Origin of the sequence: Bradyrhizobium huanghuaihaiense (assembly GCF_025200885.1) — a bacterium.
Lineage (GTDB): Bacteria > Pseudomonadota > Alphaproteobacteria > Rhizobiales > Xanthobacteraceae > Bradyrhizobium > Bradyrhizobium huanghuaihaiense.
In genome coordinates, this window is the sequence record NZ_CP104172.1 from 2,829,443 (window position 1) to 2,854,124 (window position 24,682).

A 24,682-nucleotide genomic window follows, 5' to 3' on the forward strand; every position below is an offset into this window, starting at 1 on the left:
TCGGCTGCCGGCCGTCCCCCAACCAGGATCGATCAACATGTCAACATCAGCAGTTGCTGCGCCGCCGCTTGCGAACGTCCTCTACGAGACACGGGGCGCGATCGCCTGTGTAACGGTCAATCGGCCGAAGGTGCTCAACGCTCTCAACGTAGCAACCTGGCAGGACCTGTCGACCGCATTCGAGGATGCGAAAAGCGACCCGACTGTGCGCGGCGTCATCCTGACGGGAGCGGGCGACAAGGCCTTCATCGCCGGCGCCGACATCGGCGGCCTTGCGCAAGCGACCGCAATCGACGCCGAGCGGTCCAGCCGCTTCGGACAGCAGGTCCTCGATCTCATCGAGAATCTCGGCAAGCCGGTGATTGCGGCGATCAACGGCTTTGCGCTCGGTGGCGGCTGCGAGACCGCGATGGCCTGCACCATCCGCATCGCGGTGGAGCACGCGAAGTTCGGCCAGCCGGAGGTGAAGCTGGGGCTGCTGCCCGGCGGGGGCGGCACGCAGCGGCTGCCCCGGCTCATCGGCAAGGGCCGCGCGCTTCAGCTCATCCTGTCGGGTGGGATCATCAGCGCACAGGAGGCGTACCGCATCGGGCTGGTCAACGAGATCGTCCCCGCATCCGACCTGATCCCACGAGCCGAAGCGATCCTGAGCGAGATCGCCGCCAACGCACCGCTCGCCGTCAAGTTCGCGCTGGAGGCCACCAACAAGGGAATGGATACGAGCCAGAGCGAAGGCCTCGCCCTCGAAGCCTCCTATTTCGGGCTGTGCGCGGGCACGGAAGACAAGAAGGAGGGCACGTCGGCCTTCCTCGAGAAGCGCGCGCCGCAATTTCACGGCCGCTGAGATTGCAAGCCACTATCGAACTCAGGAGCCATCAATGGTAAACGAAAACATCTTTTCTGGCTTGAAGGTCGTTGACTTCTCGAGCTTTGTCGCCGCACCGGGCGCGGCCGTGATCCTCTCCGACTTCGGCGCCGATGTCATCAAGGTCGAGCCGCCGCACGGCGATCCCTGGCGCAATGGGCACAAGGTCCCATTCCAGCCGAGCGCCCACGATCCTTATCAGTGGCATCTCGCCAACCGCAACAAGCGCAGCCTCGCGCTGGACCTCAAGTCACAGGGCGCGCAGCAGATCATCTTCGAGCTCGCCAACTGGGCTGACGTGTTCATCGTCAACACGCCGCACCATGCGCGGAAGAAGCTGAAGCTCGAATATGAAGACGTCGCGGGATGGAATCCGCGCCTGATCTATGCCGACCTCACGGGCTTCGGCGAGCATGGGCCGGACGCCGAACTGCCCGGTTTCGACATCACCTCCTACTGGGCGCGCAGCGGTCTGTTGTCGATGACGCGTGATGCCGGTGCGCCGCCGACCTGGCCGGTGGGTGGCAGCGGCGACAACGCCACTGCCGTCGGTCTCTACGCGGCGATCGTCACCGCCCTGTACCGGCGCGAGCGTACCGGCAAAGGATCCTATGTCACGACCTCGCTGCTGGCCCAGGGCGTGTGGTCTGCGAGCGTTTCCATTCAGGCAGCTCTCGCCGGCGCCAAGTTTCCGCCGATGCACGACCGCACGCATCCGGCCAACGCCGCGGCGAACGTCTATCGTTCCTCCGACGGCACGTGGTTCGTCCTCATCGTCACGCCGGACAAGGTTGTCCCCGTCGTGAATGCAATGGGCCGGCACGACTTGCTGACCGACACGCGCTTTTCCGATCCTGCGCATCTGGTCGCGAACATGCCGCAACTGACGGCAATCTTCGACGAGGTTTTCGGCGCCAAACCGATGGCGCACTGGCATGAAGTGTTTTCCGGAGTGAACGTCACTTTTGGCGAAGTGCGCGGGCCGCAGGAGGTCGTCAACGACCCGCAGCTCGCGGCCAACGATATCGTCGTGCCGCTCAACGGCGCCGGCGGCAAGCTGACCTCGACGATCTCGAGCCCGATCACGGTGCATGGCGTCACCAAGGCTCCGGCCCAGCGCGCGCCCGACCTCGGCGAGCACACTGAGCAGATCCTCGGTGAACTCGGCTTCGACGCCAACAGTATCATCAACCTGCGCGAAAGCGGCGCCATCGCGAAGGCGGCGCCACCGCGCAAGCAGGAAAGCGCGGTCTGACCGCCGCAAGACCATCGGGAAAGGAAGTACGCAATGAGCGACATCATCACCGAGCGTTCCGGCAGCATCTTGCGGGTCGAGCTCAATCGCCCGGCCTAGAAGAACGCGATGACGGCCGGCATGTACACGAGCCTCGCCGGCTCTACGACGGCACAGAAACTTGCGGCAAAGCCGGCAGGCGCGTTGCGCGCTTCCAAGCGACTCCTCAAGCAGACGTCTATCGGCCAGCTCAGAGAGGCCGCGAAGTTCGAAAGCCATGAGTTCAGCGCACGAGTTCACTCAGCGGAAGCCACCGAAGCCTTCACGGCATTCCGAGAGAAGCGGGCGCCCAATTTCACCAACCTGCCGAAGCCCCGCGCGGCCGAATAGTCCGGCGCCAGCGAAGCGACACCAAAGGACAGACCATGACCGTACTCCATGCCACGCAGACAAAAGCCGTATCGGGCGCGACCCGATCTGGCCGGTTGTTCCTCCTCGACTTGAGCGGCGGGCGCGTCCTGTCGATGAATCCGGACGGCTCGCATCCCTACGTCATCGCGGCCGATTGCCCGCATCCGGACGGGATCGTCGTCGACGTGGCGGCTGGTCACGTCTACTGGACCAATATGGGCGTTCCCAGCCGTAACGACGGCTCGATCGAACGCGCCGACCTCGATGGCAGCAATCGCAGGTTCGTCGTCGCGCCCGGCGGCACGTTCACGCCGAAGCAGCTGCATCTCGATAAGGCGAACGGCAAGCTGTACTGGTCCGATCGCGAGGGCATGCGAGTCATGCGCGCCAATCTCGACGGTTCGCAGATCGAGACGCTCGTCCAGACGGGCCAGGGCGAGAACGACCGCCGCGATCAGAACAGATGGTGCGTCGGGATCGCCGTCGATCCCCTACACGGACAGATCTACTGGACGCAAAAAGGCGGCGACAACGCCGAAGTCGGACGCATTTTGCGCGCCGGGATCGAGATCCCGAAGGGTGAGACGGCGGTTGATCGCAGCGACATCGAAGTCTTCTTCAACGGGCTTCCCGAACCGATCGATCTCGAAATCGATCTGAAGCATCGCATCCTTTACTGGACCGATCGCGGCAATCCTCCACGGGGCAACACGGTGAACCGCGCGCCGATCGACGCCAGGCCCGCGCAAAACGTGCCGCAGATCGTGGTCTCGGACCTGATGGAAGGGATCGGCATCGCGCTGGATGTTTCTGGCAACCGCATGTTCGTGACCGATTTCGCCGGTTCGCTCTATGCGGCGAAGCTCGACGGGACGGAGAAGCGGATGCTTCTCGCCGCCCAGGGAAATCTCACCGGCGTCGCATACGTCGAAATCTGACAAACGCATCGGAGCATCCCCATGACCAATACCAAACCCATTCGCCGCGTCGCAATCATCGGCACTGGCGTGATCGGCGCGAGCTGGGCCGCGCAGTACCTCGCCAAGGGACTTGACGTCGTCGCGACAGACATCGCGCCCGACGCGGAGGCCGCGCTGCGGAAGTTCGTGGACTCGGCCTGGCCGGCGCTCGAACGGCTGGGCCTGTCGCCTGGCGCATCGCAGGCGAAGCTGAAGTTCACCGCCGACCTTGCCGAAGCGGTTGTCGGTGTCGATCTCGTGCAGGAGAACGGACCCGAGCGGCTGGACTTCAAACAGAAGCTGTACAAGCAGCTCGACGAGCTGCTGCCGCCGGACGTGATCATCGCGTCGAGCTCGTCCGGGATCAAGATGAGCGACATTCAGTCGGGCGCTGCATTGCATCCTGAGCGCTGCGTCATCGGTCACCCCTTCAATCCGCCGCACCTGATCCCGCTGGTCGAGGTCGTAGGCGGGACCAGGACCTCGGAGCAGACGATCCAGCGTGCGATCGCATTCTACAAGTCGATCGGCAAGAAGGCGGTCCGGCTCAACAAGGAAATGCCGGGCCATGTCGCCAACCGCCTGCAGGGCGCACTGGCCAGGGAGGTCTACTACCTCGTTGCCGAGGATGTGCTGAGCGCTGCCGACGTCGACGACGCCTTGTCCTGGGGGCCTGGTCTGCGCTGGGGTATCATGGGCAACATGATGCTCAATCATCTCGGCGGCGGCCCGGGCGGCATCGAGCATTTCTTGCACCAGTTTGCCGGCCCGTTTACCGCAACGTGGAAGACCCTCGGTACGCCCGACCTCACTCCTGAGGTGCAGAAGAAGCTGATCGACGGTGTTCATGCCGAGATCGGATCGCGCAGCGTCGAAGAGCTGGAGGCGGAGCGGGACGAGATTCTGCTCGGTCTCCTCGAACTCCGCAGCAACCGTCGGAAGACGGTCTCCCCGCACAAGGTCGGGGCCGAGTAGCGCGGACGATCCGAAGCCAAGCGAGCGTAGTTGCTTTTGTCGTTGTCGGGCTTGACCCGGCAACCCCCTTTCTGAAGAATGATATGTGCATCGGGCCCGGCATGGCGCGTGGCATCACCGATGTAAAGGACCGGCTGATCGCGCGTGCGACGACAACGTGCGTTGGGTTCGAGAGTCCGAAAGGGAACGTGCTGGATCGAAGATAGAGGTGCTTCATGTTCGAAGGATGGGATGCGGTCACGCTCGCCCGCGCACAATTTGCGTTCACGATGTCGTTCCACATCGTGTTCCCCTCGTTTTCGATCGGGCTTGCAAGTTACCTCGCGGTGCTGGAAGCGCGGTGGCTTTTGACCGGACGCGAAGTCTTCCTCAACCTGTTCAATTACTGGCTCAAGATCTTTGCGATCGCCTTCGGAATGGGCGTGGTGTCGGGCATCGTGATGGCCTACCAGTTCGGGACCAACTGGTCGGCCTTCGCCGACAAGACCGGCCCCGTGATCGGCCCGCTGATGGCCTATGAGGTGCTCACAGCGTTCTTCCTCGAGGCCGGCTTCCTCGGCGTGATGCTGTTCGGCCTCAAGCTCGTCGGCCCCCGGCTGCATTTCCTGGCGACGCTGATGGTCGCGATCGGCACGCTGATCTCGGCGTTCTGGATTCTCTCCTCCAACTCCTGGATGCAGACCCCAGCTGGCTATGCGGTGAACGCCGACGGCCAGTTCGTTGCGGCGGATTGGCTCAAGGTGATCTTCAACCCGTCCTTTCCCTATCGCCTTGTCCATATGGTGCTGGCGGCCTACCTCACCACGGCGCTGGTGGTCGGCGCGGTCGGCGCGTTTCATCTATTGCGCAACCCACATCTCGCCGGCTCCCGCGTGATGTTCTCCATGGCAATGTGGATGGCCACCCTGGTGGCGCCGATCCAGATTATCGCCGGCGACCAGCACGGCCTCAACACGCTGGAGCACCAGCCCGTGAAGATCATGGGGATGGAAGGACATTACCAGAGCCATCCCGATGGTGCGCCGCTGATCCTGTTCGGCCTGCCTGACCAGCAGGAAGGCAAGGTCAAATACGCCCTCGAAATTCCCAAGCTGGGCTCGCTGATCCTGAAACATTCGCCGGATGCGCCGATGCCGGGCCTCGACACCGTGCCGCGTGAAAACTGGCCCCCGGTGCCGATCACCTTCTGGTCGTTCCGGATCATGGTCGGCATGGGCTTCCTGATGTTCGGCCTCGGCCTGTTCAGCCTCTGGTGCCGCTGGCGTGGCAGTTTGTTCGACTCGCGGTTGTTGCATGTCTTTGCTGTTCTGATGGGACCGGCCGGCTTCATCGCCGTGCTCGCGGGCTGGATCACCACCGAGGCCGGCCGGCAACCGTTCACGGTGTACAATCTGCTACGGACTTCTGAATCCGCCTCACCTCTGGCGGCCCCTGCCGTCGGCTCCTCACTGCTCGCCTTTGTCATCGTCTATTTCGTCGTGTATGCCGCCGGCGTGACCTATCTGTTGCGGCTGATGGCGCAGCCCCCGCATCCCGGTGAAGTCGGACCACCGCACGAGATGCCGACACGTACGGCGGGCATCACGCCCGCGATCGAAGGGGTGAGCCAGTGAGCCTCGCCATCGACCTCGCAACGGTTTGGGCGCTCATCATCGCCTTTGCCGTGTTCGTCTATGTGGTGATGGACGGCTTTGACCTCGGGCTCGGCATCCTGTTTCCGTTGTTTCCGGCGAAAGCCGACCGCGACGTGGTCATGAACAGCGTAGCGCCGGTGTGGGACGGCAACGAGACCTGGCTCGTGCTCGGCGGCGGCGGCGTGATGGCGGCATTTCCGCTCGCCTACGCCGTGCTGATGCCCGCGCTCTATACGCCCATGATCGCGATGCTCATCGCGCTCGTCTTCCGCGGCGTCGCCTTCGAATTCCGCTGGCGGGCGCAAGGAGAACGCAACCCCTGGGACCTCGCCTTTGCCGGCGGCTCGTGGCTTGCGGCGCTGGCGCAGGGCGTCGCGCTCGGCGCCATCCTGCAGGGCGTGAAAGTCGAGGCGCGGCATTATGCGGGCGGCTGGTGGGATTGGCTGACGCCGTTCTCGATCCTTACCGGCGTGTCGCTCGTGATCGGCTATGCGCTGCTCGGCGCGACTTGGCTCGTCATGAAGACCGAAGGGAGATTGCGCGACCGCGCCTATCGCCTGAGCTGGCTATTGTTGTTTGCTATGTTGGGGGCGATCGTTGCGGTCAGCATCGCAACGCCGCTCCTGCATGTGCAGTACACGCAGCGCTGGTTCGCTTGGCCGAATATCATCTTCACGGCGCCGGTGCCGATCGCGGTCGCCGCTGTCACGGTGTTGCTGCTCCGCGCGCTCGCGAACAAATACGACTACCAGCCGTTCTTTCTGTCGCTTGCACTGTTCGCGCTGTCCTATGCCGGGCTCGGCATCAGCATGTATCCCTTCATCGTGCCGCAGAGCATCACGATCTGGCAGGCGGCCGCGCCGCCGAACAGCCAGATCTTCTTGCTGTTCGGCGTCTCCGTGCTGATCCCCCTGATCCTCGGCTATACCGCGTGGGCCTATTGGGTGTTTCGCGGCAAGGTACGGCCTGAAAGCGGGTATCATTGATGCAACCCGATCGGAATCCGCACCCGCTCGCGCAACGCCTGTTGTGGTTCGTAGCACTCTGGCTCGGTGGCGTCGGCACGGTGGCGCTGATTTCGCTCGCCTTGCGGCTCTGGATCGCTCCGAAATGACGCAGGTTATGCCGGAAGGATCCGGGGCGAAAGATGCTGCGAGATTTTCAACGACGTGCGGCTCGCTCGTTCCTCGTCCGGAGGACGGATTGCGAAAGATCTCCGCGCTTTTTCGCTCATCGCACGAACCGGGTGCGGCGTGCGGGCCGAAGGTCGTTTTCGGGTGGCGGGTATGCCGGATGCAATGGGCATCGCCAATGGCTGGGTCTAGACCGCATTGCGGTCGGGCGAAGACGGCCGATGGCTTGATTTGAAAGCCGCTTTCGTGCGTTCGCGGATGCGTTGAAAGACCACATAGAGCATCGGCACCATGAATATCCCGATCGAGCTCGCGGCCAGCATGCCGGCAAACACCGCCGTGCCCACCGCGCGACGGCTGAGCGCGGCTGCGCCCGTTGCGACGACGAGCGGCAGCAGGCCGAGGATGAAGGCGGCCGAGGTCATCATGACGGCGCGAAAGCGCATATGGGCGCCCTGGACCGCGGCCTCATCGAGCGCCATGCCGGCCTCGCGCTGCTCCTTCGCGAATTCGACGATCAGGATGCCGTTCTTGGCGGCGAGCGCGATCAGGACGACCAGGCCGATCTGGCCATAGAGATCGAGGTTGAGCCCGGCGACCTTGATGCCGAGATAGGATCCCAGCACGCCGACGACGACCGAGAGCAGCACAGGGATGGGGATCACCGTGCTCTCATAGAGCGCGACCAGGAACAAATAGGCGAACAGGACGGCGAGCATCAGCACGATGCCGGTCTGGCCGGCGGCCTGTTGCTCCTGATAGGCGGTGCCGGTCCATGCGAACGTGTAGCCCGACGGCAGCACGGCATCGGAGATCTCAGTCATGGCAGCCATCGCGGTGCCCGAGGAGATGTTCGGCGCCGGGCTGCCGTTGACGGTCACCGAGCGATAGTTGTTGTAGCGGGTGATGACCTGCGGTCCGGTGACGATCTTCAGCCCGGCCAGCGATCGCAGCGGCACCATCTCGCCGGAGCTGTTGCGCACGTAGATCCGCCAGATGTCCGAGGTGTCGGCGCGGTCGAACGCCTCGCCTTGAAGATTGACCTGCCAGGTTCGGCCGAACAGGTTGAAATTGTTGACGTAGATGCCGCCGAGCGTGGCCTGCAGCGCGGTGAAGATGTCGCTGATGGTGACGCCCAGCGCCTGGGCCTTGCGGCGGTCGATATCGAGATAGAGCGACGGGTTGGTCGCGGTGAATGTCGAGAACACGCGCGCGAGCCTTGGATCGGCATTGGCGGCGCCGATCAGCGCGTTCGTCACGCTGGAGATCGCGGCCGGACTCTGTCCCTCCAGCGCCTGCAGCTGATATTCGAATCCGCCACCGGTCGAGAGCCCGATGATCGGCGGCAGGTTGAACGGCAGCACGTTGGCCTCTCGAATCTGAGCTCCGGCTGCAAACATCCTGGCGATCAGCGCCTGCGCCGAATCCGCCGCCGCCTTTCTGTCGGCGAAGGGTTTCAGGCGCGCCACCACCAGCGCGCTGTTCGGCTCGGAGGCGCCGTCGAGCAGCGAAAAGCCGATCACCGCCAGGACGTGGTCGACGGCCGGTATCTGTTTCAGGATGTCCTCGACCTGCTGTGTGACCGCGCTGGTCCGCGCCACCGAAGCGCCATCGGGCAACTGCACCGAGGTGAAGAAGGCACCCTGGTCCTCTTCCGGCAGGAAGCCCGTCGGCGTGACCAGCGACAGGCCGAAGATCCCGCCGGCAAAGACCGCGACGAGCAGCAGTGACAAGGCGGCCATACGCACCAGGTGGCGGACGCCGCCGCTGTAGCGATCGCGCACCCAGTCGATCCCGCCGAGCACGCGGCCGATGAGACCTCGGCGCGGGCCGCCGTGGCGCAGCAGCAGGGCGCACAGCGCCGGCGAGAGCGTGAGCGCATTCAATGCCGAGATCATCATGGCGGCGCTGATGGTCACCGCGAACTGACGGAACAGCGTGCCCGAGATGCCGGGAATGAATGCGATCGGGACGAACACCGAGAGCAGCACCAGGGTGATTGCGATGATCGGCGCGGTGATCTGCCTCATGGCCTTCTTGCTGGCCTCCGCCGGCGACAGGTCGGGCTCTTCCGCCATGACGCGCTCGACGTTTTCCACCACGACGATGGCATCGTCGACGACGATGCCGATGGCGAGCACCATGGCGAGCAGGGACACGGTGTTGGCCGAATAGCCGAAGGTCAGCAGGACGGCGAAGGTGCCCACCAGGCTGACCGGTACGGCGACGGCCGGAATCGCCGTGGCTCTGAGGTTTCCGAGGAACAAATAGACAACGACCACCACGAGGACGAACGCCTCGCCCAGGGTCCGCAACACCTCCGCGATGGTGTCGCGGACGAAACTCGTGGAGTCGTATTGCACGAGATAGCTGAGGCCTGGAGGAAACCGGGCGGACAGCCGCTGCATCGTCTCCGCCACCGCGCGCGCGGTGGTCACCGCATTGGCGCCCGGCGCGAGATAGATCGCGATCGGGACGGCGGCGCGCCCGTCGATCCGCGCTTCGCTGTCGAGATTTTGTGCGCCCATCTCGACGCGGGCGACGTCCTTTACCAGCAGCGATGATCCGTCCGGATTGGCGCGCAGCACGATGTTGGCGAATTGGTCGACGGTGGCGAGCCGGCCCAGTGTCTGCACATTGAACTGGAACTGCTGATCGTTGCTGATCGGCCGCGCCCCGATACGGCCGACGGGAGCCTGGACGCTCTGCGCGCGGATTGCGGCGATCACATCCGTCGGGGTCAGGCCGAGGCTGGTGAGCCGCTGCGTATCGAACCAGATCCGCATCGAATAGTTCATTTTGGCGAACAGATTGGCCTGGCCGACCCCGGGCGTGCTGGCAATCGCGTCGAGCACGTTGATGATGGCGTAATTGGTGATGAAGAGCGGATCCTGCCGGCCATCGGCACTGTACAGCACCAGAAATTGCAGGATCGAGGAGGATCGCTTCTGCACCGTCACGCCCTGCTGCTGCACCTCCGTGGGCAATTGCGACAACGCGCTCTGCACGCGATTGTTGACGTTGACGGTGTTGATGTCGGGATTGGTGCCGAGCGCGAACGAAACCGTCAGCGTGTAGCTGCCGTCGTTGGCGCTGGTCGATTTCATGTACAGCGCGCGGTCGACGCCGATAACCTGAGCCTCCAGCGGCTGGGCGACGCTGCTTTCCACCACTTCGGCCGAGGCGCCGGGGAAGGTCGCGGCCACGGTGACCTGAGGCGGCACGATATCCGGAAACTGCGCCACCGGAATCTGCGTGAGCGCCAGCGCGCCGGCGATGGTGATGATGAGAGCGATCACCATCGATAGCCGCGGGCGGTCGACGAAGACGTCCGATATCATGGGCTGCCGTCCGCCGGGCGTGTCGGGAGGCGGGTGCCGTGGTCAGCCGGTGGCGCCGGTCCGGTCGCTGCGCCCTTCATGCTCGACAGAATGAGTGCGCTTGCCGGATCCGGGGTGACGGTCTGGCCCGCACGAACCCGCTGCAGGCCTTCCGCGATCACCTTGTCGCCGGCCGCAAGCCCGTCGATGACCGCGGCAATCGTCGTTGTCGATTGTCCGAGCTGAATACGCCGCTGCTCGGCCTTGTTGCCCGTGCCCACCACGAGGACGTAGTCGCCCCGCTGGTCGGACAGCACCGCCGAGCGCGGGATCGCCAGCACCTCGATCGGCTGGACCTCTTCGAGCACGACGGTCACGAACTCGCCGTCCGTCAGCTCGTGGGTGATGACGCCTGCCGCGGAGGAGGCGCGGAGGATCGGATTGGCGATCTCACCCCGCACCGTGATCGTGTCGGTGTTTTGCGCGATGCTGTTGTCAACGAAGTTCAGCCTGCCGGACTGGCCGTACATGCGCCCGTCGGGCAGCCGCAATCGGATCACCACCGCCTCAAGTCCGCCTTGCGGACCGTATCGCTCGCGCAGCTCGAGTCCCTGGCGTAGCGGCACGGGAAACGTGACGTACATCGGATCCTGGCTGACGATCGTGGTAAGCACGCCCGACGAGGGGCTGACGATGTTGCCTTCCGTCACCGCCGTGCGTCCGATCTTGCCGTCGATCGGCGCGCTGATCACGGTGTAGTCGAGGTTGATCTGCGAGGCCTGGACCTGCGCCTGCGCGGCCTGCACCTGGGCTTCCAGGCTGCGCTGGTTTGCAATCGCGGCGTCATAGGTCGACTGCTGCCCGGCCGGTCCGCCGAGCAGGGTCCGTGCGCGCTCGGTCGTCAGCCTTGCATTCTCCAGCGTGGCCTCGAGCTGCGCCACCTGCGCCTTCTTGGCCGCAAGATCGGCTTCAAATGGACCGCGTTCGAGGCGATAGAGCTGGTCACCTTTCTTGATCTCCGCGCCCTCGTTGAAGAGCCGCTGTTCCAGAAAAGCGGTGACGCGGGCGGCAACGTTGACCCGGTTGATCGCCTCGATGCGGCCGAGAAACTCGCTGCTCTCGGTGATCGGACGCCGTGTTGCTTCGACGACCCCGACTGAAGGCGCGGAGGCGGCAGGCTGCGCCCGGGCGGCCCCGCCGGTCAGCACGATCATGAGACCTGCCGCCAGCAATCGGATCGGGACGTCCGCATGGTTCATCGTCCGCTCCTTGCTCCAGGCTCAGAACAGCGGACTGGGGTCAGTCCCGCGCGGCCCTGTCGCTGCGCGCGGGTTCGTCGTAGCCCTTGCGATGACTGTAGAACATCAATGCGATCAGCCCGCAGCCCGACACCAGGACGAGGACCGCGGCCCCGGCCAGGATGACGTTGCCGTAGACCGGCATCGCCGGCGTCGAGCGCCAGACCGACACGCAGAACCAGGTCGCCGCAACGAGAAGCGCGGCCAGCACGGCGGCGAGGACCCATTGGTAATTGTTGCGCACGATTCCCTCCATCACCTTGGCAAGGGCTCGGGACGCGTCCTAGCGCCAGCGCCATCCGCAATGACGACGACCGCGATGCCACCAGCACACCCAGCGACGACGACGACGCGGCGGTGGGGGACGCCAACCGGGACGCGGTGGCGGGGCGCCCCAGCCCGGGCTGCCCCAGCCCGGGCCGGGTCCCGGTCCCCACTGCGCCGGCATGACAGGGAGCGCTGACTCGCCGGCCCGTCCGGGATCGGGGTCGAAGGGCATCGCCTCCGCGACGCCGATGAGGCGCGCGCCGACGGTGCCGATTGCGGCCGCGGCAATGGCATTCGTTGCAAGACCGAGGAAGGCACGGCGGTTGGGAGCAATCATTGTGCTTCTCTCCTTTGTGACTCGGCCGTCCGCAGCGACTGCAGCGCATAGAGCAACCATGCGAGGCCATGCGAGATCAGGTCGACACCGAGCAGGAAGCCAAGCGCCCAGACGCTGATGTCGGGGAAGCCGAACAGGATGAGCACGCCGGCGATGACGGCAAAGATGCCGGAGATCAACATCATCCAGCCGTTCTGATGCCAGTAGGCAAAACTCAGCACGCACCGAATGACGCCGGACGCGAACAGCACCGCGCCAAGGAAATAGGTCAGGATCAGCGCGCCGGAGGCCGGTTGGGTCAGCAGGATGAGGCCGAAGACGAGGTAGAGCGCGCCGAGAACGATCCGCCACAGGAAGCCGCCCCATTCCTTGGTCCAGAACGCATGCGCGATCTCGAATCCGCCGGCGGCGATCGCGGTCAGTCCGATGAACTTGACGCTGATGATGGTGGCAAAGGCGAGGTCGCCGAGCGCAAAGAAGCCGGCGGCAATCAAGACCGCGCCGAGGAGCGCACAGACCCAGAGTGGCGGAGGGCCCAGCGCTGCGATGCCGGACCGGCTGTCATAGGCTGTCATGCGATCCTCCCGGACAACGATGGTTCCATCGACAGATGGTGAATCCTAGTGGCGAACCCGCCATGCCGACATCAGACGAAACCCTGAGCCGCCGGGCGGGAATGTTCGCATCCCCCTTCGGGTCTGTACCCGGTCGGACGCAAGATGATCCCGCGGGACCTCACTGCAGGAATTGCCGGAAGCGACGCAGCGACAGGAAGAACAACAGTCCGCCGATCACCAGCAATGCCGCGAGCTGCGGCCACGCGACGGCGAGCCCGGCACCGCGGAACAGGATGGCCTGGGCCATGATCACGAAATGGGTGTTCGGCGCGGCGAGCATGATGTTCTGGATCAGCTCGGGCATGCTCTCCCTCGGTGTCGTGGCGCCCGACAACATCTGCAGCGGCATCAGCACCAGCATCAGGAGCAGACCGAATTGCGGCATCGTGCCGGCGGATGTGGCGAGAAAGATGCCCATGCTGGTGGTGGCAAAAAGATAAAGAGCGGTGCCGCACAGAAAGAGCGGGACCGAGCCGCCGATCCGGACGGCCAGCAGTCCCTGCACGACAAAGATGAGCGACACGCTGGCCGCGACGAGGACGACCAGGCCCATCGACCAGATCTTGCTCGCCATCACCTCGAAGGGCGTCACCGGCATGACCAGCAGATGCTCGATCGTGCCGTGCTCGCGCTCCCGGATCAGGGCAGCCCCGGTCAGGATGATCGACAGCATCGTGACGGAGGAGATGATGTTGTTGATGGCTCCGAACCAGCTCTTGTTGAGTTCGGGATTGAAGCGTGCGCGCAGCGCCAGATCGATCGGCAAGGGGGCAGCCGAACGATAGCGGGACAGGAACTCGCTGACCTCGTCGCTGACGATGGACTGGATATAGCCGCTTCCCGTGAAGGCCTGCGACATCCGGGTCGCATCGACATTGAGCTGGATGGCCGGCGATCTCCGCGCAAGCAGGTCGCGCTGGAAGTTGGGCGGGATGTTGAGCGCGAAGGTGTCGAGGCCTGCGTCCATGCGGTTCATCATGTCCGACTGCGATATCAGCCGCGGAACCGCGAAATAGGGCGGGCTGAACGCCGTGATGATGCGCGTGGCGGCGGGCGATCTGTCCTCGTCGACGATGGCCAGTGCCGCCTGGTTGAGCGTTTCCGGCTGGGCCCTGGAGGCGGTGTAAATCGAGACGGTAAAGGCATAGATGATCAGTGCGAGCATCATGGGATTGCGCACGAGGCCGCGCAATTCCTTGACGCCGAGCTGAACGATGTTGCCTCCGCGCATCTAGTTCGCCTGCTTTCTGAGGAGCGCGACGCCGAGGGCGAGCAGCACCGGGATGGTGACGAGAAGTGCCAGGAACGGTCCGGAGAGATCGCCGAAGTCGAGCCCCTTGGAGAAGGTGCCGCGCGTGATAGTGACGAAGTGCGCGGTCGGATAGATCCGCCCGATGATCGCGCCCGCGCCCTGGAGCGAGGACACGGGATCGACGAGCCCTGAATATTGCGTGGCCGGAATCATGGTGAGCAGCGCGGTCGCGAAGATCGCGGCGATCTGGCTTGTCATGAATGACGAGATCACCAGACCCATCGCGGTGGTGATGACGACGTACAGGAGCGCGGCCGATGTGAACGCGACGAAGCTACCCGTGAAGGGGACACGGAATATGAATACCGCAAAGGCGGTCAGCAGGAAGAAGTTCAGCATGGCGAGCGCGACATAGGGAAGCTGTTTGCCGACCAGGAACTCGATCCGCGTCACGGGCGTGACGTAGAAATTGATGATCGATCCGAGCTCCTTCTCGCGCACGACGCTCAGCGTCGCCAGGATCGCCGGAATGATCAGCAGCAGGAGCGGGATCACGGCCGGCGCCATCGCGACGATGCTCCGGATGTCGGGGTTGTAGAGGAAGCGGACCTCGAGCTGGAAGTCGCCGGTCGTGGCGGCATCGCCATAGAGCAGCCGGGCGCGTTGCGCCAGCCAGGTCGCGTGCATCGCCTGCACGTAGCTGCGCACCGTCTCGGCACGCGACGGCATTGCGCCGTCGACCCATGCACCGATCTGAACGTTGCTGCCGCGCGCGACGTCGCGGCCGAAGCCCGGAGGAATTTCAATGGCGAGGCTGAGCTCGCCGCTGCGCATGCGCCGGTCGAGATCGTCATAGTCGGTGATCGGCGCAAGCTCGGTGAAATAGCGCGAGCCGGCGATCTGGAGGATATAGTCCCGGCTGACCGTGGTATCGTCGCGATCCATGGCGGCGAAGGAGAGGTCTTCGACGTCCATGTTGATGCCATAGCCCATCACGAACATCAGGATGAGGCTGCCGAGGATCGCGAGGGTGGCGCGGATCGGATCGCGCTTGAGCTCGAGCGCTTCCCGTTGCGTGTAGGCGAACATGCGGCGCGGATCGAAGAAGCTCAATGCGCCATGCACCGCTCCATGCGTCTTTGCGGTTGCGGGGGTGGCCGTGTACGGCGCGGGAGCTGCCTTGGTCGTTTCCGTCGCGGCGATCGCGTCCTTGAGATAGGCGACGAAAGCCTCCTCGAGGCTTCCATTGCCGCGCCGTGCCGCGATCCGTTCCGGTGTATCGCTGATCATGACCTTGCCGGCATGCATCAGCGAGATGCGGTCGCAGCGCTCTGCCTCGTTCATGAAATGGGTGGAAACGAAGATCGTGACGCTGTCCTGTCGCGACAGGTCGGACAGGATCTGCCAGAAGCCGTCGCGCGCCACGGGATCGACGCCCGACGTCGGCTCGTCCAGAATCAGGATATCGGGCGCATGGATCATCGCGACCGCCAGCGACAGGCGCTGGCGAACGCCGAGCGGCAGGGCGTCGGGCAGCGCGTCGATCACCCTGGTGAGGTCGAAGCGTGCGGCCATGGCGTGGACTCGATCCTCGATCGTATCGGGTGCGAGTCGGAAAAGGCGCGCGTGCAGCTCGAGATTCTGGCGGACCGTCAGCTCGGAATAGAGCGAGAACGCCTGCGACATGTAGCCGACGCGATGCCGCACATCCATGTCCCTGGGATCGACCTCGCGCCCGAGCAGCCGGGCATCGCCCTCGCTGGCCGGCAACAGTCCGGTCAGGACCTTCATCGTCGTGGTCTTGCCGCAGCCGTTGGAGCCGAGAAAGCCGAAGATCTCGCCACGGGCGATGCGGAAGCTGACATTGTCGACCGCCGTGAAGTCGCCGAATCTGACGGTGAGATGCTTGGCCTCGATCGCAATGTCATCGTCGTGATCGCTTGCGCGAGGCGGGATGACCACCTCCCTGTGGTCCCGTCGCTGCTGCTCGGGCAGCAGTGCGATGAAGGCGGCATCGAGATTGTCGGTGCCGGTCTGTCGCAGCAACTCGGCCGGCGTCCCGGTGGCGAGCACATGCCCGTCATTCATCGCAACCAGCCAGTCGAACCGCGCCGCTTCCTCCATGTAGGCGGTCGCGACGACGACGCTCATGCCGGGGCGATCCTTCCGGATCTCGTCGATCAGCTCCCAGAACTGGCGGCGCGAGAGTGGGTCGACGCCGGTGGTTGGCTCGTCGAGGATCAGCAGGTCCGGATCGTGGATCAAGGCGCAGCAGAGCCCGAGCTTCTGCTTCATGCCGCCGGACAGCTTGCCCGCGGGCCGGTCAGCGAACGGCGCAAGGCCGGTGTTCCCCAGGAGCTGCCGAATTCTCTCCTCGCGCTCGCGCCTGTCATGACCGAACAGGCGGCCGAAGAAATCGACATTCTCGAATACGGAGAGCGTCGGGTAGAGGTTTTTGCCGAGGCCCTGCGGCATATAGGCGATCTGCGGGCAGGTCCGCCGCCGGTGGGCGGCGTCGGCCATGTCTCCGCCGAGCACGTGAACGCGGCCATCCTGGATCGCGCGAGCCCCGGCAACGAGCGAGAGCAGGCTGGATTTGCCGACGCCGTCGGGTCCGATCAGGCCCACCATGCGTGCGGCGGGAATATCGAGGGCGATGCGATCGAGTGCGCGGATCGCCCCGTAGTGCAGGCCGACCGCCTCGAGGCGTATCACCGGCGCGAGCGAGGATCGAGGTTCGGACGACGCGTTGTTCATTTGACCAGGCGTTCCGTCAGCTCTGCCGGCCACGCGGCGTTGGAATCGATGCGGATGAAGGCGCGGCCGGGCAGGCCGGTTTTGACCTGCTCGATGTTTCGCCGCAGCAGCTCCGGCGATATATGCGCCCTGACGCGGAACATCAGCTTCTGCCGCTCCTCCTCGGTCTCGACCGTCTTGGGTGTGAACTGGGCAACGCTGGCAACGAACGTCGCCGTGGCCGGGATGACCCATTGCGGCGCGGCATCGAGGATGAGGCGGACCTCCGAACCGATCGCGACGCGGCCGGCCTGTGCCGTCGGCAGGAAGAAGGTCATGAAGACATCGCCGAGATCGACCAGATTGAGCACGCGTCCGCCAGCACTGAGAACCTCGCCCGGCTGGGCGACGCGAAACTGGACGCGCCCGTCGCGGGGTGCGCGGAGCGTCGAATCGTTGAGATCGGCCTTGATGCTCTCGATGGCCGCTTTCGCCGCCTCGACCGCAGCCTCCGCATCGACCACCTGTGCCTCGGCCGCACTGATGGCGGCGCCCGAGGCGGCGAGCTGGGCCTCTGCCGCCGCGACGGCTGCACGGGCGCCGTTGGCAGCCGCGCGGTCGTCGTCGAGCACCTGCTGAGGAACGGCATTGGTTCTGATCAGTTGCTCGGAGCGTTGCAGCTTTCGATCGGCAGCGTCCAGCTCTGCACCGCGTTGGTCGACAACGGCTGTTGAGGCTTTCTTCTCGGCCTGGCGCTGGGTCACGAGGCTCCGGGCGGTCTCGATGCCGATCGTGGCTCGCCGTAACTGGGCCTCGGCCTGGCGGTACTGCGCCTCGAGCTGCACGGTATCCATCTGTGCGAGCGCCTGTCCCGCCGAGACCAGATCGCCTTCCCGCACCAGGATGTCGCGGATGCGCCCCGGCGTCTTGGTGGCGATGTCGATCTCGACGGCCTCGATGCGCCCGTTGCCGCTGGCGAACCCGCTCGGAAGTCTGTCGCCTCCAAGCGTCTGCCAGGCGAAGTACCCGCCTGCGCAGACAGCCGCGACGAGGATGGCGATCAGCCAGCGTTTCCGATTGCGTGTCATGGTCCAGGTCGTTTTCATCGAACCACCAGACAGGATGCGGATTATTGCGGGCCGCGCGGTCCCAACGTCAGATGGGTCACGCCAGTCGCGAGATTGAGCCCGATCGAACGTTCGATCGAGATCGGCTGCAGCATCACGCTCCTCCGCGAGCCGCCGATCAGGACGTTGGCGCCGAGACCGGGGCCCAATGCAAAATTGCCGCTCGCGCCGACATAGCTGCCGCGGAGCGTGCCGGGGCCAATCCGTGAATTCCGGGCGAAGACCGCCCAGGACAGAGTGCCGGCGCTGGTCACGCCGAGGTCAAGGCCGACGCGCCTGATCCGTCCCTCGTAGACGTACTGTCGCGGCGGACGTATCGCGCTGAACACGCAGCGCATTGCCTGTGTCGATCCCAGCACCAGCCCGACGCGGGGCTCGGAGAAGCACAGCAGCCTGCCAATCCTGAATCTCTCGGCGCGCGCGGACGTGGTGGTGCAAAGAACGGTCAACGCGCAGATGACCGCAACAAATCGTAATGTTCGCATTCAACCCTCCGTCTGGTGTTGGGCTCTCGTCGTGCCGCGCGACGGGCGGCTGTCCTGGCGCAGCCAGAACGAGATCGCGAGACCGATCAGCAGCACGGCGCCGAGCAGGAAGAAGAAGATGGACTGCTTCAGCCAGGATATCGCCGGGACGGCCGCGCCCATCGCAAGGCCGAGAAAGGCGATCTGCAACGACAGGAGACTGATGCCCGCAAGGAACGTACCGAGTGCAAGCAGCGTCAACAGCACGAGACCGGTCGCCGGGGTCGGAAGCATCTGCTGGACACCGGAGACCAGCATGATGTTCATCGTGATCAGGACCGCGATCCAGTGCAGCGCCTGGGTCCACACCAGGCGGATCTGCCTGTCCCTGCCTTCGGTCTCCGGCCATTTGGTGATGACGCAGACGACGCCGATGGCAAGCGCCAGGAATTCCCAATAGCCGACCAGCGGTTGGTGCGAGACGTTCGTATAGGCGACGCCTGCGATGGCGAGCAGCAGGGCAACGGCGTATGGAAGCTGCTGCCAGAGAAAACGGCCGGCCCCTGCGCGCGTCAGGGGAGGCTCGGGAGCTTCGCGTTGCTGTGCATCGGTTTCGCTCATGGTGCGTCACTCACGATTTTCGGTTGCCGGCGCGCGACCGTCGCCGAGATAGTCCTCGACGTAGAACCGGATGATCGCGACCCGCCCGACGGCGACGAGCGGCATCGCCAGCGCAATGCCCATGACGCCGAACAGGGCACCGAGCAGGACGATCGCAACCAGCGTCCAGGCGGGCGGTGTCTCGACCGCCCGGCGCTGGATCAGGGGGCCGATCACGTAGCCCTCGATCGACTGGATGATGGTGTAGACGGCGACGGCCCAGATCAGCAGCGAGGCGCCGAGCGGCATCGCCACGAGCGCGATCGGGATCGCGGCGACGATCGGCCCGAGATAGGGGATGAAATTCGACAAGCCCGCCTGCAGTCCCAGCAGGAACGGTCCCGGCAGCCCGATGAGATAGAGCGCCGGCCAGACGCAGAGCGTCATCAGGATGATGCGGATCAACTGGCCGACGAGCCATAGCCGCATGACGTTGCCGATTTCGTCCATCACGGCGCGCATGCGGGCGCGGTAGGATGGCCTGACCAGCACGACCAGGCTCTCGCGGTGGCTGGTGGGATCGAAGGCAAAGAGAATCCCCAGGAACACGACCACGAGCACACCGGTCAGAAGACTCGAGGCACCCCCCAGCAGGAATTGCGCGTGGCTGAGAAACCGGCCCTGATCGGCGAACAGCCATTGGGCGAAGTCGCGCCCCCATTCCGGGCCGAGCAGGTCCACGCCATAGGACAACAGGTGCTCTTGCAGAATATCGACCTGGGCATCCATGACCTTCAGCAGCAGGCGCGTCTGCTCCGGCAGCTTGCCGGCGCCCCAGACCAGTCCAAAGCCCGACAAGGCCGAGAGCAGCAGGAGAACGAATGTCAGACGCCAGATGCGGCTGAGCGGAAGGACCGGCGCCAGAGCCCGCGCCGCGGCATCCAGAAAGGCTGCGAACAGCACCCCCGCGAAGACGATGAGCAGGCTGGACACCGTTTGCCACACCAGGAACAGGGCAACGGCTGCAGCGAGCAAAGTGAGTCCGATCGCGAGCAGGCTCGGCCCTCCGGCTTGCCCGGATTCGTCGACGGGGCTCGCGTGCAGAACGACCCCGTGGACTCGCTCTGGTCCGATCCTGGATTCGCTCATTGATCGGTCCGCCGTCATGTGGCCTTGTCTCAGGTGCGAACGCGGCGGCTGCCGTAATGCGGATGCTTGCCGCCGCGATGACGCCAATAGCGGTGCTTGACCGGATTTGTATTGGTGTTGGGTCTTGCATCGCTTGGCGCAGCCGCGCCGGTTTGCTTCGGCGCCGCCACGGTGCCGTCCTTCGGCTGAGCCACGGAAATGGTCGACGGTGCGGCGACGGCCACCACTGCGCTCAGGATCAAGGTGCGATACACGGTCCAGATGTTCATACTCGCCTCCATGCGGTCAGCGACAATCGGTCAGATCGAGATGGCTCCGACAGCCAGCCCATAGATTCCGGCGCCGGCGGCGATGGCGATCGCCGCGAACAGGACGGACTCAACCGGCCTGAACAGCCTCTCCTTGCGCTCGCGCTTGGCGATCAGGAACAGCAGCGTTCCCGGCGCGTAGAGGATTGCGGACAGCAGGAGAAATTTCGGTCCGCCGGCGTAGATCATGCCGGCCGCGTAGAGCGTCGCGACCGCTGCGACGATCCCGTCGGTGGTGCGGGCGCGCTCGCCGGCATCATAGGTCGCGCCGGTCGATGCGAGCTTCAGGCCGTACGCCGCGACGAGAAAATACGGGATCAGCGTCATCGCGCTCGTCATCTTCAGGGCGAGCGTGAAGGCATATTCGGCGAACCAGCTCACGAGGAGAAATGCCTGTATCACGCAATTCGTGAGCCAGAGCGCCCCGACAGGAACCTTGTGCGCGTTCTCGCGCGCGAGAAAGGCCGGCATGGTGCGCTGGTTCGCCGCCGAGTGCAGGATCTCGGCTGCAAGCAGCGACCAGGACAGGTAGTTGCCGAGGATCGAGATCAGCAAGGCGATGCTGATGAACACCCCGCCCCAGCGGCCGACCATCGCTTCCATCACGCCCGCCATCGACGGTGTCGGCAGGTCCGCGAGACCGCTCCGCGGCAGGATGCCGTAGGACAGGAGCGTCACGAGCACGAGAAGACAGAGCACCGTCAGAAAGCCGGTCACCGTTGCGATGCCGATGTCGGCACGCGTCCTGGCATAGCGCGAATACACGCTCGCGCCCTCGATGCCGACGAACACGAACACGGTGAGCAGCATCGTGCCACGGACCTGGGACAGCAGGTCCCGGGCGTCCGGCCGCTCCGCACCCCAGAAATTCCCGGAGAATACTTCGCCGTTCAGGGCGATCGCGGCCACGATGATGAACAGCATGATCGGAATGATTTTCGCGAAGGTCGTGGCCGTGTTGAGCGCGGCAGCCCCCTTGATGCCGCGCAGCACCAGGACATGGACGCTCCACAGCAGCAGGGACGCCGAGGCGATCGCGATCGGCGTCGTGCCGTCGCCGAAGACGGGGAAGAACTGCCCGAGCGTGGCCTTGATCAGGATGAGGCAGGCGACGTCGGCGAGACAGCAGCCGATCCAATAGCCTACTGCAGAGGCAAAGCCGATATAGTCACCGAAGCCGTCCTTGGCGTAGGCGTAGATGCCGGCGTCGAGCTCCGGCTTGCGGCGGGACAGCGACTGGAACACGAAGGCCAGCGTCAGCATGCCGGTGCCGGCAATCACCCAGGCGATGATCGCGCCGAGCGCGCCGGTGGTGCGTCCGAACTGGGCCGGCAATGCGAAGATGCCGGAGCCGACCATCGACCCGATCACAAGCGCAATCAGCGCGTTGCGCGAGAGTTTCTGATCGGCCTCGTTCGCCGCCATGACGGATGGCCTTCCAATCCAAGGCGGCCGCAGTTGCAGCGACCGCCTCATGCGCGGACCTTAGAGGGCCGCACCCCGTGCGCCCATCAGGGATTCTCTGTAGGGAGCAGGGCAGGAAATCGGCGGGCGCGAAGCGTCAGGTACGGTCGTCAGGTACCGTCGTCAGGGCTTGGGAAGCAACGCCTCGTCCTCGCTCGCGGAGCAGGAGAGGAACTCCGTCGTCCGGGCAACGAGCACGACACTGCCACGGAAGAATTCGCCGGCCTTGGCAAGCTCGGCGGCAAGGCGGCTGGCATGCAGGACGGCTGCGTCCTGCCCGGCATACTCGCATCCGATACCGTCGGTCGAGACACCATATTTGTCAGCGATATGGAAGAAGAAGCGCATGCCCCCGATTAGGCCGGGCCGCGGCGGGCCTCCAGTGACAACGGCGTAAGGTGCCTCCGCCAAAAGGCTGAGAGGCGCAAAAGAGGTTCCCCACTTGCGGATTGGTAATGAACAGGGGAGCCGTGGGCGCTCCGGCGGCGCCGTGCCATTTGCAAGGCAGTGGTTTTCACTGATGGCGCTCGGGGGATTGTCCGATGTTGGTCTGCAGGTTCGAAGGCTAACGTGGCCCCACTCGGCGAGCGCCAGAGGAGGCAAGCGATGTCGAACTATGATCACAACCTGACGGCTACAGACACCGCCGGCGGCGTCGCGGTGGATGCCGGATTGCGCGACTACATGCTTCGGATCTACGGCTACATGGCCGCCGGTGTCGGCCTGACCGCCGTCGTCGCCTGGGTGACCTATCAGGCCATCGGCCCCGAGTTGCTCCAGAGTCCCCTGATGTGGGTCTTCATCCTGGCGCCGCTCGGCCTGGTGTTCTTCATCGGCTCGCGCATCAACACGCTGTCGGTGTCCACGGCGCGGATCCTGTTCTTCGTCTATTCGGCCCTGGTCGGCGTATCGCTATCGATATTGCTGCACATCTACACGAGTTCGTCGATCACCCGCGTCTTCTTCATCGCGGCCGCAATGTTCGGCGCGCTTAGTCTCCTCGGTTACACGACCCGGCGCGACCTCTCGGGATTGGGCACCTTCCTGTTCATGGGCCTGATCGGGATCATCATCGCGAGCCTGATCAACCTGTTCCTGGGGTCGACCGCACTCGACTGGCTGATCTCGATCGTGGGCGTCGGCGTGTTTGCCGGCCTGACGGCCTACGATACCCAGCGGATCAAGGGGATGTACGACATCTCGGATGACCACACCGCCGCGGGCCGCAAGTCGGTCGTTGCCGCGCTGTCGCTCTATCTCAATTTCCTCAACCTGTTCATGATGCTGCTGCGACTTGCCGGCGGCCGCCGTTGAGGCGCGAGAGGACGGCGGCTCAGGCCGCCGGCCGCTCCACCGCACTGGCGAGCGCGTCGCGCAGCGCCGCTTCCTTGGTCTCATCGAGCGAGGTCTTGAGCACGACGCCGCCGGCGTCCTTGATCTCCTTGATCACCTTGTCCGCGGTCATGTGCTTGATCAGGACGAACAGGGCGGCGTTGCCGGTCTGGAGATTGGCCGACAGGTTCTTCATGAAGGAATCGTCGATGCCGAAGTCGGACAGCGCGCCGCCCAGCGCGCCCGACGCGGCACCCACGGCGACCCCGAGGATCGGATTGAGAAAGAGGACTCCGATGAGGAGGCCCCAGAAGCTCCCGGTCATCGCGCCCATGGCAGTGGTGTTGACGAGTTGATTGAGCTTGATGCCGCCCGAATCCGTCTTCACGGCGATCACGGCGTCGCTGATCGTGATCAGATATTCCTTCTGCAGCTTGAGCAGCCGCTGACGCACTTCTTCGGCTTTTGCCTCGGACGGATACACGATCGCGACCAGATCGGACATGAAGACCTCCCTTGGATCGAAAATGCGGACCAAAATGTTGGTGCGGACGGTATCCCGCGGGCGGCACCTCCGGGATCAGAGGAAACCCTGCCTCAGGCGGATGAATGTCCCAATAGGTGCGCCCGCACCGTGGCCCGCTTTGGAGTTCGGGCGGCGCGAGACGACCGGAAAATCGTCTAGCGACGCCCGACCGGCGAGGCCTGGACGAGCCGATCCCTATTGCCCCGAACGATGATTCCGAACGCAGGTACCGTTTCGTCCGCTGATGGATGCGCGGCATTGTTGGCGCGTCGAGTACATGCAGTTGGTCATTCCCTTGATCTTCGTGCACCACGCCAGATCTTGCGCGCGTCCTGGCGCAGCCGCGCCCATGACGCCAAGCGTCATGGTGATCGCGGCTGCCAGCAAAGCCAGCTTTTTCATGGGGAGTCCTCCTGTCCTCGAGTGAAGCGTCCGGAGCCCGAGCAACCCGCTCCGTCGCGCGCCGGCGGTCTTGGCGGACGCAGGTCGCGCCACCATGATGGCCGGCGCACGTGTTATGCGCCGCGTGCGAGGCTCACGCTATTGGGTGATTGCCTGACGCGGGAAAGGGAATCATCCAGTCCCTGCCGCGCGGTCGATCATGTCTTTGGCAAGAATCTTGGGCAAGAACCTTGGGTAAGAATTTGGGCAAGAAGCGTCGACCACGATTGTAT

Annotated in this window: 24 protein-coding genes; 9 read left to right on the plus strand and 15 right to left on the minus strand. The window is 64.6% G+C overall.

Annotated features, from left to right (window positions below; genetic code table 11):
* The first annotated feature begins 37 nt into the window (after positions 1-37).
* From N2603_RS13360 to N2603_RS13395, 8 genes are all read left to right on the plus strand, one after another.
* Entirely contained in the window at positions 38-844 is an 807-nt protein-coding gene (locus N2603_RS13360; RefSeq protein WP_260389150.1) for an enoyl-CoA hydratase-related protein, read from the plus strand.
* Between the two features lie 34 nt (positions 845-878).
* Entirely contained in the window at positions 879-2,120 is a 1,242-nt protein-coding gene (locus N2603_RS13365) for a CaiB/BaiF CoA transferase family protein (RefSeq protein WP_260389152.1), read from the plus strand.
* A gap of 108 nt (positions 2,121-2,228) precedes the next feature.
* Positions 2,229-2,489, plus strand: coding sequence for a Clp protease/crotonase-like domain-containing protein (locus tag N2603_RS13370; protein ID WP_260389153.1), 261 nt, complete (start codon positions 2,229-2,231; stop codon positions 2,487-2,489).
* A gap of 35 nt (positions 2,490-2,524) precedes the next feature.
* Positions 2,525-3,448 (plus strand): 3-hydroxyacyl-CoA dehydrogenase, encoded by a 924-nt coding sequence (locus N2603_RS13375; RefSeq protein ID WP_260389154.1) that lies wholly within the window; start codon positions 2,525-2,527, stop codon positions 3,446-3,448.
* A gap of 21 nt (positions 3,449-3,469) precedes the next feature.
* Positions 3,470-4,444: a 3-hydroxyacyl-CoA dehydrogenase NAD-binding domain-containing protein gene (locus tag N2603_RS13380; RefSeq protein WP_260389155.1), complete on the plus strand. Its 975-nt coding sequence runs from the start codon at positions 3,470-3,472 to the stop codon at positions 4,442-4,444.
* 215 nt (positions 4,445-4,659) lie between these two features.
* Positions 4,660-6,057, plus strand: a complete 1,398-nt coding sequence (locus N2603_RS13385) for a cytochrome ubiquinol oxidase subunit I (protein WP_260389156.1) — start codon at positions 4,660-4,662, stop codon at positions 6,055-6,057.
* Entirely contained in the window at positions 6,054-7,064 is a 1,011-nt protein-coding gene (cydB, locus tag N2603_RS13390) for a cytochrome d ubiquinol oxidase subunit II (protein ID WP_018642540.1), read from the plus strand. Before N2603_RS13385 ends, cydB begins: the two co-directional genes overlap by 4 nt.
* Positions 7,064-7,192: a hypothetical protein gene (locus N2603_RS13395; protein ID WP_018642541.1), complete on the plus strand. Its 129-nt coding sequence runs from the start codon at positions 7,064-7,066 to the stop codon at positions 7,190-7,192. The genes cydB and N2603_RS13395 overlap by 1 nt, the downstream gene beginning before the upstream one ends.
* 207 nt (positions 7,193-7,399) lie before the next feature.
* Here N2603_RS13395 and N2603_RS13400 read toward each other — a convergent pair whose 3' ends face one another.
* The 13 genes from N2603_RS13400 to N2603_RS13460 form a co-directional block, all read right to left on the minus strand.
* Positions 7,400-10,552: an efflux RND transporter permease subunit gene (locus N2603_RS13400; RefSeq protein ID WP_260389157.1), complete on the minus strand. Its 3,153-nt coding sequence runs from the start codon at positions 10,550-10,552 to the stop codon at positions 7,400-7,402.
* Positions 10,549-11,790 (minus strand): efflux RND transporter periplasmic adaptor subunit, encoded by a 1,242-nt coding sequence (locus tag N2603_RS13405; RefSeq protein WP_260389158.1) that lies wholly within the window; start codon positions 11,788-11,790, stop codon positions 10,549-10,551. Before N2603_RS13405 ends, N2603_RS13400 begins: the two co-directional genes overlap by 4 nt.
* A 40-nt stretch (positions 11,791-11,830) precedes the next feature.
* The gene (locus N2603_RS13410; protein WP_244635792.1) at positions 11,831-12,073 is read right to left on the minus strand and encodes a hypothetical protein; all 243 of its coding nucleotides are present in this window, start codon (positions 12,071-12,073) and stop codon (positions 11,831-11,833) included.
* Positions 12,074-12,429: 356 nt separating this feature from the next.
* Positions 12,430-13,008: an HdeD family acid-resistance protein gene (locus N2603_RS13415; RefSeq protein WP_018642545.1), complete on the minus strand. Its 579-nt coding sequence runs from the start codon at positions 13,006-13,008 to the stop codon at positions 12,430-12,432.
* 160 nt (positions 13,009-13,168) lie between these two features.
* Positions 13,169-14,281, minus strand: coding sequence for an ABC transporter permease (locus tag N2603_RS13420; RefSeq protein ID WP_260389159.1), 1,113 nt, complete (start codon positions 14,279-14,281; stop codon positions 13,169-13,171).
* The gene (gene rbbA, locus N2603_RS13425; RefSeq protein WP_260389160.1) at positions 14,282-17,059 is read right to left on the minus strand and encodes a ribosome-associated ATPase/putative transporter RbbA; all 2,778 of its coding nucleotides are present in this window, start codon (positions 17,057-17,059) and stop codon (positions 14,282-14,284) included.
* Positions 17,056-18,126, minus strand: a complete 1,071-nt coding sequence (locus N2603_RS13430; protein ID WP_260389161.1) for an HlyD family secretion protein — start codon at positions 18,124-18,126, stop codon at positions 17,056-17,058. Before N2603_RS13430 ends, rbbA begins: the two co-directional genes overlap by 4 nt.
* 41 nt (positions 18,127-18,167) lie before the next feature.
* The gene (locus tag N2603_RS13435; RefSeq protein ID WP_260389162.1) at positions 18,168-18,650 is read right to left on the minus strand and encodes a DUF992 domain-containing protein; all 483 of its coding nucleotides are present in this window, start codon (positions 18,648-18,650) and stop codon (positions 18,168-18,170) included.
* Complete coding sequence (locus N2603_RS13440; protein WP_260389163.1) at positions 18,651-19,250, minus strand: hypothetical protein; 600 nt, start codon at positions 19,248-19,250, stop codon at positions 18,651-18,653.
* A gap of 6 nt (positions 19,251-19,256) precedes the next feature.
* Positions 19,257-20,378 (minus strand): AI-2E family transporter, encoded by a 1,122-nt coding sequence (locus tag N2603_RS13445; protein WP_260389164.1) that lies wholly within the window; start codon positions 20,376-20,378, stop codon positions 19,257-19,259.
* 29 nt (positions 20,379-20,407) lie between these two features.
* A complete protein-coding gene (locus N2603_RS13450) occupies positions 20,408-20,647 on the minus strand; it encodes a hypothetical protein (protein WP_260389165.1) in 240 nt (79 codons plus the stop codon).
* Between the two features lie 30 nt (positions 20,648-20,677).
* Positions 20,678-22,111: a basic amino acid/polyamine antiporter gene (locus tag N2603_RS13455; RefSeq protein ID WP_260389166.1), complete on the minus strand. Its 1,434-nt coding sequence runs from the start codon at positions 22,109-22,111 to the stop codon at positions 20,678-20,680.
* Between the two features lie 162 nt (positions 22,112-22,273).
* Entirely contained in the window at positions 22,274-22,498 is a 225-nt protein-coding gene (locus N2603_RS13460; RefSeq protein WP_145831731.1) for a DUF6894 family protein, read from the minus strand.
* A gap of 258 nt (positions 22,499-22,756) precedes the next feature.
* Between N2603_RS13460 and N2603_RS13465 the strand changes: the two genes are divergently transcribed.
* Positions 22,757-23,464, plus strand: a complete 708-nt coding sequence (locus N2603_RS13465) for a Bax inhibitor-1/YccA family protein (RefSeq protein ID WP_018642555.1) — start codon at positions 22,757-22,759, stop codon at positions 23,462-23,464.
* 19 nt (positions 23,465-23,483) lie between these two features.
* Here N2603_RS13465 and N2603_RS13470 read toward each other — a convergent pair whose 3' ends face one another.
* Positions 23,484-23,987: a DUF1269 domain-containing protein gene (locus tag N2603_RS13470; RefSeq protein WP_018642556.1), complete on the minus strand. Its 504-nt coding sequence runs from the start codon at positions 23,985-23,987 to the stop codon at positions 23,484-23,486.
* 216 nt (positions 23,988-24,203) lie between these two features.
* A complete protein-coding gene (locus N2603_RS13475) occupies positions 24,204-24,410 on the minus strand; it encodes a DUF3551 domain-containing protein (RefSeq protein WP_260389167.1) in 207 nt (68 codons plus the stop codon).
* Positions 24,411-24,682 lie beyond the last annotated feature (272 nt).

Bases quoted from the DNA above. Each gene is read 5' to 3' on its own strand.
- N2603_RS13360 (WP_260389150.1), top strand. From the start codon at position 38: ATGTCAACATCAGCAGTTGCTGCGCCGCCGCTTGCGAACGTCCTCTAC.
- N2603_RS13365 (WP_260389152.1), top strand. From the start codon at position 879: ATGGTAAACGAAAACATCTTTTCTGGCTTGAAGGTCGTTGACTTCTCG.
- N2603_RS13370 (WP_260389153.1), top strand. From the start codon at position 2,229: ATGACGGCCGGCATGTACACGAGCCTCGCCGGCTCTACGACGGCACAG.
- N2603_RS13375 (WP_260389154.1), top strand. From the start codon at position 2,525: ATGACCGTACTCCATGCCACGCAGACAAAAGCCGTATCGGGCGCGACC.
- N2603_RS13380 (WP_260389155.1), top strand. From the start codon at position 3,470: ATGACCAATACCAAACCCATTCGCCGCGTCGCAATCATCGGCACTGGC.
- N2603_RS13385 (WP_260389156.1), top strand. From the start codon at position 4,660: ATGTTCGAAGGATGGGATGCGGTCACGCTCGCCCGCGCACAATTTGCG.
- N2603_RS13395 (WP_018642541.1), top strand. From the start codon at position 7,064: ATGCAACCCGATCGGAATCCGCACCCGCTCGCGCAACGCCTGTTGTGG.
- N2603_RS13400 (WP_260389157.1), bottom strand. From the start codon at position 10,552: ATGATATCGGACGTCTTCGTCGACCGCCCGCGGCTATCGATGGTGATC.
- N2603_RS13405 (WP_260389158.1), bottom strand. From the start codon at position 11,790: ATGAACCATGCGGACGTCCCGATCCGATTGCTGGCGGCAGGTCTCATG.
- N2603_RS13415 (WP_018642545.1), bottom strand. From the start codon at position 13,008: ATGACAGCCTATGACAGCCGGTCCGGCATCGCAGCGCTGGGCCCTCCG.
- N2603_RS13420 (WP_260389159.1), bottom strand. From the start codon at position 14,281: ATGCGCGGAGGCAACATCGTTCAGCTCGGCGTCAAGGAATTGCGCGGC.
- rbbA (WP_260389160.1), bottom strand. From the start codon at position 17,059: ATGAACAACGCGTCGTCCGAACCTCGATCCTCGCTCGCGCCGGTGATA.
- N2603_RS13430 (WP_260389161.1), bottom strand. From the start codon at position 18,126: ATGACACGCAATCGGAAACGCTGGCTGATCGCCATCCTCGTCGCGGCT.
- N2603_RS13435 (WP_260389162.1), bottom strand. From the start codon at position 18,650: ATGCGAACATTACGATTTGTTGCGGTCATCTGCGCGTTGACCGTTCTT.
- N2603_RS13440 (WP_260389163.1), bottom strand. From the start codon at position 19,250: ATGAGCGAAACCGATGCACAGCAACGCGAAGCTCCCGAGCCTCCCCTG.
- N2603_RS13445 (WP_260389164.1), bottom strand. From the start codon at position 20,378: ATGAGCGAATCCAGGATCGGACCAGAGCGAGTCCACGGGGTCGTTCTG.
- N2603_RS13450 (WP_260389165.1), bottom strand. From the start codon at position 20,647: ATGAACATCTGGACCGTGTATCGCACCTTGATCCTGAGCGCAGTGGTG.
- N2603_RS13455 (WP_260389166.1), bottom strand. From the start codon at position 22,111: ATGGCGGCGAACGAGGCCGATCAGAAACTCTCGCGCAACGCGCTGATT.
- N2603_RS13460 (WP_145831731.1), bottom strand. From the start codon at position 22,498: ATGCGCTTCTTCTTCCATATCGCTGACAAATATGGTGTCTCGACCGAC.
- N2603_RS13465 (WP_018642555.1), top strand. From the start codon at position 22,757: ATGTCGAACTATGATCACAACCTGACGGCTACAGACACCGCCGGCGGC.
- N2603_RS13470 (WP_018642556.1), bottom strand. From the start codon at position 23,987: ATGTCCGATCTGGTCGCGATCGTGTATCCGTCCGAGGCAAAAGCCGAA.
- N2603_RS13475 (WP_260389167.1), bottom strand. From the start codon at position 24,410: ATGAAAAAGCTGGCTTTGCTGGCAGCCGCGATCACCATGACGCTTGGC.